The sequence below is a fragment of the Symmachiella macrocystis genome (assembly GCF_007860075.1).
In the GTDB taxonomy this organism is placed as follows: Bacteria; Planctomycetota; Planctomycetia; order Planctomycetales; family Planctomycetaceae; genus Symmachiella; species Symmachiella macrocystis.
In genome coordinates this window covers 159,706-171,603 of record NZ_SJPP01000004.1, presented here as the reverse complement: position 1 = coordinate 171,603, position 11,898 = coordinate 159,706, and the positions used below count along the sequence as shown (strand labels likewise).

At 53.9% G+C, this 11,898-nt stretch carries 8 protein-coding genes; 3 read left to right on the top strand and 5 right to left on the bottom strand.

Annotation, left to right across the window (positions count from 1 at the left end):
* Window position 1: 1 nt before the first annotated feature.
* Window positions 2–469 (top strand): hypothetical protein, encoded by a 468-nt coding sequence (locus CA54_RS28030; RefSeq protein WP_146374331.1) that lies wholly within the window; start codon window positions 2–4, stop codon window positions 467–469.
* Here CA54_RS28030 and CA54_RS28025 read toward each other — a convergent pair.
* Window positions 452–1,084 (bottom strand): SOS response-associated peptidase, encoded by a 633-nt coding sequence (locus CA54_RS28025; protein WP_146374330.1) that lies wholly within the window; start codon window positions 1,082–1,084, stop codon window positions 452–454. The two genes, CA54_RS28030 and CA54_RS28025, sit on opposite strands and share 18 nt — an antisense overlap.
* Window positions 1,085–1,268: 184 nt before the next feature.
* On the opposite strand from CA54_RS28025, the gene CA54_RS28020 reads away from it, so the two are divergent.
* On the top strand, window positions 1,269–1,781 hold the full coding sequence (locus tag CA54_RS28020) for a DUF6790 family protein (protein WP_146374329.1): 513 nt from the start codon (window positions 1,269–1,271) through the stop codon (window positions 1,779–1,781).
* Between the two features lie 10 nt (window positions 1,782–1,791).
* Here CA54_RS28020 and CA54_RS28015 read toward each other — a convergent pair whose 3' ends face one another.
* Both CA54_RS28015 and CA54_RS28010 read right to left on the bottom strand, forming a co-directional pair.
* Window positions 1,792–3,204 (bottom strand): DUF1501 domain-containing protein, encoded by a 1,413-nt coding sequence (locus tag CA54_RS28015; protein WP_146374328.1) that lies wholly within the window; start codon window positions 3,202–3,204, stop codon window positions 1,792–1,794.
* A gap of 53 nt (window positions 3,205–3,257) precedes the next feature.
* Window positions 3,258–5,708 carry a PSD1 and planctomycete cytochrome C domain-containing protein gene (locus CA54_RS28010; RefSeq protein ID WP_146374327.1) on the bottom strand — a complete coding sequence of 817 codons (2,451 nt, stop codon included), beginning with the start codon at window positions 5,706–5,708 and terminating at the stop codon, window positions 3,258–3,260.
* Window positions 5,709–6,221: 513 nt separating this feature from the next.
* Between CA54_RS28010 and CA54_RS28005 the strand changes: the two genes are divergently transcribed.
* A complete protein-coding gene (locus tag CA54_RS28005) occupies window positions 6,222–7,421 on the top strand; it encodes a sialidase family protein (protein WP_146374326.1) in 1,200 nt (399 codons plus the stop codon).
* Window positions 7,422–7,518: 97 nt separating this feature from the next.
* On the opposite strand, the gene CA54_RS28000 is transcribed toward CA54_RS28005, so the two are convergent.
* Both CA54_RS28000 and CA54_RS27995 read right to left on the bottom strand, forming a co-directional pair.
* Entirely contained in the window at window positions 7,519–10,275 is a 2,757-nt protein-coding gene (locus CA54_RS28000; protein ID WP_231963230.1) for a redoxin domain-containing protein, read from the bottom strand.
* Window positions 10,276–10,642: 367 nt separating this feature from the next.
* Window positions 10,643–11,512 (bottom strand): RluA family pseudouridine synthase, encoded by an 870-nt coding sequence (locus CA54_RS27995; protein ID WP_146374325.1) that lies wholly within the window; start codon window positions 11,510–11,512, stop codon window positions 10,643–10,645.
* Window positions 11,513–11,898: the final 386 nt, after the last annotated feature.

The following is an 11,898-nucleotide window of genomic DNA, read 5'->3' as shown; positions in this document are numbered from 1 at the left end:
CATGTGTGACGGCGTGGCATTATCATGGCGTGAGATTCCGGACGAACTGATTGGCAAGCATGGTTTGCAACGCCGTCTCGTGAAACGCGGCGAAGAGGCCGATCGTGAAGTCCAGTTTCTGCAGCGCGACAGGCAGCCTGTGCTACCGGTCTGGGCCGGCGGACAGCTGTGGGTCTGGACCTGGGGACCGGGGGCACAATCGCGGCTGCCCGCAAATTGCTGCTGCAACAACGAAAGCCTCGAAGCGGGCCGATGGTCTTGGTTAGAGCCGGAGCCGGTCGAGATTCCGGCCAGCTACGTTTGGCACAAAGGAGTCTGGTACCAATCGGTCGGTGGCATTCGAGGAATCCTTGTGTACGACGCGCTGGGCATTCCGCACGTTTACGTGCTCACGCAGCCCGCCAGTCATTACTACAAAGTGATGACCCGTAGTGACCGCATGCCGGTCTTTTTAGGCGACGGTATCTGACTCGGCGACGCACGTCATGAGCTGTTCATCGAAGGGGACAAACAAATCCTCCAACTGGCCCCGTTCCTTCACATCGGGATCGAGCCAGCGAGAGTAGGATTCCTCTCCCGTGAGTATCACCGGCATCCGTTTGCGAGGATGGTACTGTTCAACAAGCGGATTTGCTGCTGTGGTGACCACGGTGCAGGTCTCCAGTTTGTCTTCGCCGAGTTGCCAAGATTCCCACAGGCCCGCCAGAGCAAACAGCTCATGATCTTTGAGGCCGAAGAAGTGTCCGCCTTCATAAAAAGCAGTCACGGGAATCAAGGCCCGCCGCTGCTTAAACGCATCGCGGAAGGATGGCTTCTCGTGAATCGTTTCACTGCGACTATTGAACGTCATGCGTTGAAATGATTGCGGAGAATGAAACTTAGCAGAGGGCTTCCACCAGCGCGGCAGCAGTCCCCAGTTGAGGAGTTTTAACTGGCGTTCCTGGTCAGGATCCAGATGGATCGCCACAACATCGCTTCCTGGAAAGCGATCTCCCGTTGGGAACGGCAGGGTCTCCTGTTGTGTGAGGGCAAACTCCTCCACAAGAGCTTTTAATCGCAGTTTGGCTTGGAATCGATGGCACATGACTGCATTGTGACTTTGTGGGCACTGAAAATCCACCTCCGAACACGCGCAGTGTGAAACCTTTCTGATTTGAAACCACAACTGCCGCTAACTACGATGGTTTCCATTCCAAGGTTCCGCCACGCTTTTCAAAGGCGAACCTCTTTTTTGGCTTCGAGCCACCATTGTTTTGAGGCCACGCGTCATGGACCAGTTGATCGGATTCATCCTTGGTAATTTCACGCTGACCTTTCTGGTTATAGGTGTGATTTGTTCGCTGATTTTGCTGGCAATCAAGCCCAAGCCGCTCAAGAGCCCAATCGTCAACGAGGCGTTTTTCTCCTACTTTTTACTGTTCAGCATTGGTGTCAGTTTTACCTACAACTTTGTGATGCACGTCTTCTTTGCGGACATGGCGGCTGCGTTTATTGGCTGGAAGAACAGCCCGTTTCAGTATGAAGTCGGCTTTGCCAGTCTGGGATTCGGAATCGTGGGACTGCTGGCATTTCGACAGAAACTCGGTTTCCGGACTGCGGCAGTCTTGGGACCGACCTGTTTTCAGTGGGGCGCTGCCGGCGGACACGTTTACCAAATGGTCACGGCGCACAATTTCGCCCCGGGAAATGCAGGGATTATGTTCTGGTCCGACGTCTTCCTGCCGGTCATCGGCTTCCTGCTGCTGTTCAACCAATACCGGTATGAGATGCGCGCAGGGTGATCATTCCCCGCTACGCGATGATTCCCTGGACGACCTCCCCGGCGACATCGGTCAGGCGGAAGTCGCGGCCGGCGTGACGGTGGGTGAGTCGCAGGTGATCGAGACCCAATAAGTGCAGCAGTGTGGCGTGTAAGTCGTGGATGTGCACCTTGTCGACCGCCGCGTAGTAGCCATAATCGTCGGTCGCCCCGTATTGGATTCCACTGCGGACTCCGCCGCCGGCCAGCCACATCGTAAATCCTTCTGGATTGTGATCCCGGCCATCGTGACCTTTGCCCTGACAGGTTGGCGTGCGACCAAACTCGCCGCCCCAAAGCACCAGTGTGTCGTCCAGCAGACCGCGTGATTTTAGGTCGCGGAGCAGACCTGCGATCGGCTTGTCGACCTCGGCGGCATTCTGGACGTGGCCTTTGCGAAGATCACCATGTTGGTCCCATTGGACCTCGGAATTGCTGTGAGTCACCTGCACAAACCGGACCCCCCGTTCGGCGAACCGCCGCGCCATCAGACATTGTCGAGCGAAATCCGCCGTGACCGGATCATCGGTGCCGTAGTATGCATGTGTCGCGCGGCTCTCCTGCGACAGTTCTAACGCTTCGGGCATCTCGGTCTGCATGCGAAACGCCAATTCAAACGATTTGATCCGGGCCTCTAGAGCAAGATCCGGTCCCGTTGTGTCGAGGAATTTGTTGTTGAAGGATTGGATCAGGTCGAGTTGAAGTCGTTGCGAATTGCGGCTGAGCTGCGCGTTGCGGATATATTTGACGCGCGCTTGTTCCGAGGATTGACTCGCATTTCCCAACGGCGTTCCGGAATAGTTGGCAGGCAGAAATGCTGAACTCCAGTTCTTGGTCCCACCGTGAGCCAATGTCGGACAAATGGTGATGAAGCCAGGGAGGTTCTGGTTCTCTGTTCCCAAACCATACGTCACCCAGGAGCCCATGCTGGGACGGACGAAGGAGTCGCTGCCGGTATGGAGTTTCAGGCTGGCTCCCCCATGCGCCGGGTTTGTGCCGTGCATGGAGTTGATGATGCACAGGTCATCGACGCACTGTGCGACATGGGGAAACAACTCGCTCACAGCGATGCCGCTTTCGCCGTAGCGCTTGAATTTCCAAGGCGAAGCAAGCAATTCGCCGGTGGGAGCGAACTGGACGCGCGGCTTGTCGAATGGCAGTTGTTTATGGTCGTCTTTTTGGAGTTGTGGTTTGTAATCAAATGTGTCCATGTGCGACGGGCCGCCCTTCATGAACAAAAAGATGACACGCTTCGCCTTCGCAGGAAAGTGGGGCAGGTGGGTCCCGGCAGAATCCTGTGAAACGGGCGGCGCTGCCAGAGCTTCATCGGCCAACAGAGAGGCCAACGCGAGTGATCCGAATCCGGCACTGCATTGTTGGAGAAGTTGTCGTCGTGAAATCGTCATGTTTCTGTTCCGCTGAATTTTGATGATTGCTGTCCGAACATCGCGATCATCAATTAACGTACGTAGATAAACTCACTGGATGAAATGACCGACTGGCACAAGGCCTGCCATGCCTGTTGTGTCCCGCCGACATTGTCTTGCGAAGACTTTTCTTGTGCCGTCAATTCCATAAATTGCGTCAGGAAAAGATCAGCACGAGTTAACTCATCCTCTGTTGGCGGACGCCCATAGGCTTCCAAAAATAGTTGTGTGACGCGTTCCTTGCGGGTTCCGTCGGCATCCAACAATCGGTCGGCCATAGCGGTCGTGAGATCGATGGCTAGTTGGGAATTCATCAGAAACAGCGCCTGTGGGGCGATCGTACTGGTGTTACGATTGCCGTTGAGTACGCTGGCGTCCGTATAGTCAAAGAGTTGAAACACGTCGTACAAGTGATTGCGAATCACAGGCACATAGATCGAGCGCCGCCGTATGTCATAGTTCGACTTGTCTTGCGAGGTGTGATCGAACAGGTAATCGCGGTTCTTGACGGCAAGCAAGTTTCCACCGAGCGTGCGATCGAGTGTCCCGCTGGTGGCCAACAGCGCGTCGCGGATCGTCTCGGCTTCGAGCCGACGGACATCAAACCGCCAATAAAGAAGATTGTCCGGATCGACTGCGGCACGATGCGAATCGAAGCCACTGCTCCTCTGATACGCAGCAGACAGCATGATGAGACGATGCATTGCTTTGATCGACCAGTCTTCTTCAACGAAGCGAACGGCGAGCCAATCCAAGAGTTTCGGGTGCGTCGGTGGTTGCCCTTGCAGCCCAAAGTTATCAACAGTCGACACCAGCCCCTTGCCAAAATGCCACCGCCAGATGCGATTGACCATCACGCGAGCCGTTAACGGGTGATCTGGGGTCGTCAACCAATGGGCATATTCCAGGCGACCGCTACTGTTGCTCGGCAAGCTCGGTGGGGTGTCACTGCACAGAACTCTGGGAAAGTGACGGGGAACGACATCGCCCAAAGTGAGATGGCTCCCACGCAGGTGCACCGCAGCATCTGCAATGTCCCCATCAACGACTCCCATGGCGGTGGGCAAGACAGGCACCGATTTCTCAAGGCTCTTGAGATCGTCCCGCAGCTTCTTCAATTCGTCTTGCGTTTCCTGTGGAAAACGTTTCTCCAAGTCTTGCGGGACTGTCTCTCCCGTGGGAGGAGCCAACTTGTCTTTCGCCTTCGCGATCCGATCTTCGATCTGCGATTTTTTCTCAGAAATTCGTTGCTCGTGTTTCTCCTTACGGGCCAATTCCTCTGGCAGCGCAATTAGATTCTCTTGCCACTTGGCGACTTTTTTGAAACTCTCCATGGTACGGGTGCTCTTAAAGATTCCCGCCAGCCCGTAATAGTCGTCCTGCCCGATCGGATCGAACTTGTGGTCATGGCAGCGCGCACAGCCGAGTGTCAGCCCCATCAAGCTGCGGCCAATGGTGTCAATTTGTTCGTCGACAATATCCATTTCCATTTTCGATTCGTCGACTTCCGCGAGCACTTTCGGGCCGAGCGCGAGAAAACCGGTAGCGATCAGTCGGTCGTTTCGGCGCGAAACGTCCGATCCGGAGTCAAGTTGATCGCCGGCAAGTTGTTCAACCACAAACTCGTCGTACGGTTTGTCGTTATTCAATGACTGGACGACATAATCGCGATACCGCCATGCGTTCCCGTGGGCGACATTTTCGTCGAGCCCATTCGAATCGGCATAGCGGGCAATATCGAGCCAGTGACGCCCCCACCGCTCGCCGTAGTGTGGCGAATCAAGCAACCGATCCACCACACGGCGAAACGCTTCGTCCGACTCGTCGGCCAAAAAGGCGTCGATCTCTGCGGGCGTGGGCGGGAGGCCAATGAGGTCGAAAGTCGCACGCCGGATCAAAGTCCGTTTGTCGGCGGGACCGAGCGGTTTGAGTCCTTTCTTCGCTAGAGCTTCGCTGACAAACGCATCAATCGGATTCTCAATGGATTCAGCAGGACCGCCGCGTGGAACGTTTGGTTTCGAAGGGGTTTGAAACGCCCAGTGTGTACGTCCCTTGGCAATGTCCAAGGTAGCACGTGAGGCGACTTTAACTGTGCCACTATCCGGATGCGGAGCCCCCATTTCGACCCAGCGCGTCAAATCCGCAATCTGACGATCGGATAGCTTCTCATCAGGTGGCATTTGTAGTTCATTGTCGCGGTAGCCTATCGCGGTTATAAGCAGGCTTTGCTTAGGTTTCCCTGGATTAATCGAGGCACCCGCATTACCGCCGGTCAGTATTCCCGCCAGCGTATCGAGGCGCAACTCGGATTCCTGCACGTCAGCTCCGTGGCATTCGTAACAATATTTCGCCAAGAGTGGCCGGATCGTCTTCTCAAAGAATCGAATTTGCTCGGCATTGGGGCGATTGACTTTTTGCGGGGTCTCGTCCGCCGACAACACTGCAGTGCCGACAGAAACCAGGATCGCCAGGGACATCGCCATTGGCAAGAGACGTCTACTGAAGAACTGGACCAACCGAGTTCGTCGTCTTGGAGTGAGCATGGGGAGTTTGTTTGACATAAAATCAGGTAGGACACAGATGTCGCTGATAAGAATATTCAACTTGAACGATTGCAGGACCGCCAGAACTTCTAACCCCGCATTCGCTGCGCGGGATGATTTTAGCGCTCAATCGTGGGCTGCCTGCGTTGTCGGCCATAATATGCGGACAAGGTCTAGTATAGCATCATGCGGGGGGAGAATGGGAGTGCGAAGGAGGCGACGATCAGTACCCGCTTGGAGTCGCTGGTCACAGCATGGTCTACGCGATGACAAAATCTGAGCGCAGCAAACGGTCGTCGTCTAGGCACATGGTCACCAGTGTGGAAGGACAAGGAATCGGAGAGCGAAGTGGTGGAGCGATCAGCGGTAAAAATCCCCAAATGTGCAGCTGTCAGGTATTTTCGGTACAATGAATAATTGATTCAGGGGCTAAAGAAATGACAGGGAATTCAAATGAAATCAGTTCGCACAAGACAACTCACAACAATGAATAGCTTCTTCTGGTCGACCGGCTTTGCCGTGATTCTCACTTTTCACAGTCTTGTTGCATGTGCTGAAGAATCTGTTGCCATCGAGCACAAGATCGCTGCAATTGAAGAAGATCGCTTTCACGGCTGGCCTGCGAATAACGGTGTGTGGCAATGGGGGGACGAGTTTTTGGTGGGCTTTACGCAAGGTGACTTCGAACTGAAGTCGGGGCACAACATTGCTGGCCGTCAAGACAGCCTGTTGGCCCGCAGTCAAGATGGTGGCATGACGTGGCAGATGTTCGATCCGCCAGGTTTTTTGGATGACGAGAACCCACAATATCTCGGTGAAGGTAAAGCAAAGTTAACGCAGCCGCTCGATTTCCGGCATTCTGGATTTGCGCTGCGAATCTTTGCTGACGGCTACCATGGCAACCACGATCCGGAAGGCGGCTTTTTTTATTCCAACAACCGAGGTGCAAATTGGAACGGCCCCTATGCACTGACAGGATTAAAAGATCATCCGGAGATGAAAGACAAACTTCTTTCACCACGAACCGATTATTTGGTTCAAAGCCCTGGTCATTGCATCGTTTTCATCTCCACGCATGTCGACGATCCGAAACTCAAGAGAATCGCTTGCATTCAGACGACCGACGGTGGACAGACATTCGAATTTGTCTCATGGGTGACGCCCGAGTCTGAGGAGGCGAGTGCGATCATGAGCCAAACGGTTCAGCTGTCCGACCAGGACTTTGTGTTGGCCTATCGAAAAATCTATCGCAATCCCGGCAAACAGGATGAAATCGAAACTTACCACTCTGCGGACGGGTGTAAGACTTGGCAGCGCCTCAGCACGATTAAGGAAATGCAGACGCATTCCAATCCGCCTGCCTTATTGAAATTGACCGATGGCAGGCTTTGCTGTGTTTATGGAGATCGCCACGTTGGTGAGATTCGCGGGAGATATAGCAGTGATCGCGGCAAGACCTGGGGCCCGGAATTGGTGATTCGCGATGATTTCCAGGCTTTGCCGGACGATCCTGACTCCAGCACTGGCCTCAATACGGACATCGGTTATCCCCGCTTGGTGCAGAGATCGGATGGCAAGCTTGTCGCCATTTATTACTGGGCCACTGCTGAAAACCCGCAACAGCATATTGCTGTTTCCATCTGGAGTCCGTAATCCCGGCTTTCAAAACGCGTTACGGGTTAATCGATTGCCAGAGGGACGGGACTAAGTTTCGCGGGTTTAGCCATAGCAAACTGGGCTTAGTAACGACTTAGGGAATACCAGCTTTGAGAAGTTGACCGTAGCCAGCTTTGAGTGGGCGCACATCGTAGCCCAGCTCCTTGAAGAGGAGCGAAGCGGCTAAAACCCTTGCACCGGACTGGCAATGGCAGTAGATGATTTTTCCTAGCGGGAGCGTTTTCATCAGCTGTTCGGCAAATTTCTGGTTGGCTGCATCGCGTTTGAGTTCGCTAAGCGGCACCAGCACCGCGGTCTCCAGATGCCCTGCGTCCCATTCTCCCTGTTCCCGCACGTCAACCAGAACGGCCGATTTGTCGGCCAGTCGTTGATGGACCGTCTCGAGCGAATCGGTGGTGTGCCCCGAGGGATGGAATGTAGCCGCCTGTTTGCCGGCACCGGTTTTCTGCTTTTCCTGTTCATCATCCCAGGTATTGCCCAGCAGGCGTGTGGCTTCTTTCAAGACGAACTCCGCATCCATGAACGGTTCGTAGCTGATGTCCTGCCAGAGCACCTTGCCGTCGCCATCGATAATGAACGTCCCATGCAATGGTTGATTTTCAAAATCGTCATAAACCCGGTAGGCCTTGAATACGTCGAGATCTGAGTTACTGACCAACGGAATGGGCATCCCTTTTTTGTCGTAGTTATCAATCGAAACTTTCAAGCCCTTTTGGTCGTCAGTGCTGATAGCAACCATCGACAGGCCGGCGGCTTCGAAATCACTCACTTTCGGCGCAAAGGCTTGAAGTTGTTTGGCGCAGTGCAAACATCCAGACCCGAGATAAAAGATCACGATGTGTGGTTGGCCTTTGAATTCAGCTGAGGAACGAATCTTGCCCTCAGCATCTTTGAGCGCCCACTCCTGCGACGGGGAGGGCCGCCAGCGGAACGGACCGAGCGAGTCGAGCGGTGGGCGTTTGCCAATGTCCAAAGCCGGCGTTGCGGCGACGCGCCAATCCGCTGGGTATTCGAGTTCTTCGGCGATGGGCGTCAGACGCGCAAACACAGGAACATCGAGATCAATCGCGGCGGAAAGTTTTCGTAGTTCCTCAAAAACCTCGCGTGCCTCTTTCTTCTTTCCCGACTGCCACAAGGTCTCGACAAGGATCGCAAGTGGATGAACTTCGTTTTCGTTGGATTTCACTTCCTTGCGGATTGATTTCTCAGCCTTGTCCTGCTCGTCTTTATCGCCAGTTAGCCACTGCACCTTAGCCAGGTAGAGCGGATCCACGTCGTCGGCCTTCTTCAATAGCTTGTATGCGTTTTGATATTCGCCTTGGGAAACGGCCTCGTATCCTTTCAGAGCATTAAGGGTACTTTTCAGCTCCTTAATCTCCGAATTGAACTGATTCCGCGCTTTGGTGACAGCATCGTCCTTGTTAGATTTTTTATCGGATCCTTCCTGTTTCGCCTGCTTGTCGTCTGAAGATGTTGTTGCCTGTTCTTCTACGTCAGTCGCCTTGGCCTTCTCTTCGGCAGCGTGCACCGCATCTTTCTGTTCCTGCAGTTTGGCATCGAGTCGACTTTGGACTGCTGCGATCTGTTCACGGCCTTGGTTCACATCTCCGGTTAAAAAGTAAGCCATTCCCAAATGGCGCAGTCGTTGAATTTGCTCTTCGTCGACATCGGTCGGTTCAAGATAAGGCGTTTGTGACAAGGCAATGATATCGTCCCAAAGTTCATACGTCCGCAGGACCTGGAATAGTCTCTGACGCCCGTATTTGCTGCTCCCTTTTTTCTCGAATGAGTTGTAACGCGGGTGACGCGGCAACTCCGTCATGTTTTTGGCCAAGTCGACAGCATCGTGAACACGGCCGACATGAATCAGGTTGCGGATAAACCATTCGTTGTTATGGGCAAAATTTTCTATTTGATCCGGCATCACGCGATCACGCATCATATGCGCATGATCAACCCGCGCTGAGGCTTCCTGTTGCCATGCCGCATCGTGGTAGCGTTTCAATCGCGAGAAAATATGCCCCGGCATATGCCACATATGGGCTATGCTGGGAGAGGTTTGACCACACAATGCAGCTGAGGGGATCGCTTTTTCCGGATGGCGATGATCCCAAAGATGGATGCGAAAATGGTGCGCCGAATGCATCGGCTCCGCGTCGAAAACATCTTGCAGCAGCGAATCAACTGCAAAATAGCTGGTGCTTGAGTTTTTTGACTTGTACAAATGCAAAGCCAATAACGCCTTCGCTTCCCGATCATCGGGGAATTCGAGAATCAGGTTCTCCAGCGCCTTGGTATAGGCATTGTTGCGCTTCTCTTTTTTGTCCTCGTCGGCCGTGACGTAGGCTTTAATCGCCTTGATGTACATCACTTCTCGCTGGGAAGCCTGTTCTTTCCGCTTGTCGGCCTCTGTGATAAATCCCTGCGCGCGTTCTTGATTCCCCAGGTTGGCCATTGCGGCGCCCCAATACGCCATCGCACAATCAGGGTCTAAAGCAGCCGCCTGACGAAACGAACGTTCTGCTTCGAAATTCCAGAAGCCGTACAACTGCCCCAGCCCTTGGTCGATAAACTTTTGCGCCTCTTCATTTTTTGTGGTGACCGGAAAATCGACATGCCCAGTCCCCCCCATCAGGTAGGCCTTCTGCCGCGGCCCTTCGTTGAAGACTTCACCATGATAGGAATGCCCCGCCAGAATCTCCGCGAGGTCATCCGTTGCTTCGGCCTGCTCAACCTCAGGTTTTGCTTGCGCTTCAACGGGCTCTGCCGCCACGAGGTTTGAGGCAGACAGCACAAGGGCGACAAATAGTCCGATTCCAAGCGTCGTCAAATCACGCTTCGACAGGTCAACCCGACGGTAATCTGATTTCGAAAGGAAAGACCTTGAGACTGGGCGGAAGCAGTGCATGGTTTTATCTTTCAAGGCGTGATTGAGCCAAAAACGCGTGGACCAAAACAGTGACGAGCTTCCCCTGAACCTAGAAAGGGAATGTTGTCTGGAGCGTACGTGGATAAACTGGCGGGAATCCCATCTTAATCAATCACCCACAGCAACTCAATTCGGTAGATCCTCCGCTCCGCAGCAATTCGATCGCGCGGTTGATGAAGCCGAGGCTTGTGGGGATTTCGCTAAGCAGCTGCATACATCAGGTTCAGGGTTGTTGCGGCGCTCTCGCGAGTATTGTCTGTCAGGCCTCTCAGACCTGTCTGGACAACACCCGTGGAAGAGGAGAGGTAAAGTTGAGAATTTCGCCGGATAAGGGGTGCGGGAATTGCAGGGAACTTGCGTGCAATCCCAGTCGACGGGCGGGATTCGTGCGTGCTTTATGCTTTCGATCGCCTATGATCGGGCATTTTGCATCGGCCAGGTGCTCGCGAATTTGATTCCGGCGACCTGTTTGCGGTGTAAGCTCGACTAACGCGCATGTCGCGCTTCGCTTCAACACGCGGTAATTGGTCACCGCAAGGCGTGTCCGCTCACTGGGAGGAACGCTGTCGACTGCGGTTGGTCCACGCTGGTTGGAATTGGAACTCAACTCACCGCTATCGGCCGGTAAGTCCCCTTCCACCACGGCCAAATAACATTTCTCGGCCCGTAACCAATTTGCCTGCAGGACCTGCTTGGCGTCTTCGGACTTTGCAAAGATCATCAGTCCAGATGTATCGCGGTCCAACCGATGGACGATCCACACTCGATTGGGACTTTTAGGATTTCCGCGACGGACGTAATCTGTGAGATACGAATACGCCGTCTTATTCCGTTCCGTCGCGTTGGCCATGCTCAGTAGATTGGCCGGTTTTTCGATGACAACGAGTGACGCATCTTCGAAGAGTACCGTCATGCCGCGTGGCAACAGACTCTCTGAGAGAACCTCTTCTTTGCCGCGAATCGAAACCACATCCCCAGCTTGCAGACGGTGATTGTAGCGTGTGACCGACCGTCCGTTGACTTTCACCGAACCGTATTTCAGCCACTGCCGCACCTTATTCTTCTTCACGTCCTGATGGCACGCAAAAACAAAAGTGAGAAGTTCCACGGGATGTTCGACAGTGTGCGATGCGGTCATAATGCTTTGTGGTCGTGATTTCGGCGGCCAAATACATGGGCCAGCTTGAAATTGCGATGCGTAGAGAGGGCAGGGGGATGGAGCTTTGAATGCCAGTTTACTCGACGAGGAGTTTCCTGGCGATCCTCTCAGCGTTTTTGAGCTGCCATTGCGTTGACCCTGTCATTATTTCGAAGACGCGATGAAGTTCGCCCCATACCTGGAATCGTTCGGTTCCACTGTCATTCCCCCATTCGTCATTTCTATTTGGGGTGGTCTACCGTCCGAAGGCAGAAAACTCGCGTATGTCTCTTTGAAAGCGGGGCGGAGTCGGGGAGGCCAGGTCGGTTTTTTGCGTCTATGAGGGATCGGTTAGACAATGCGTTTAGCGATAAGATACCGGCCAG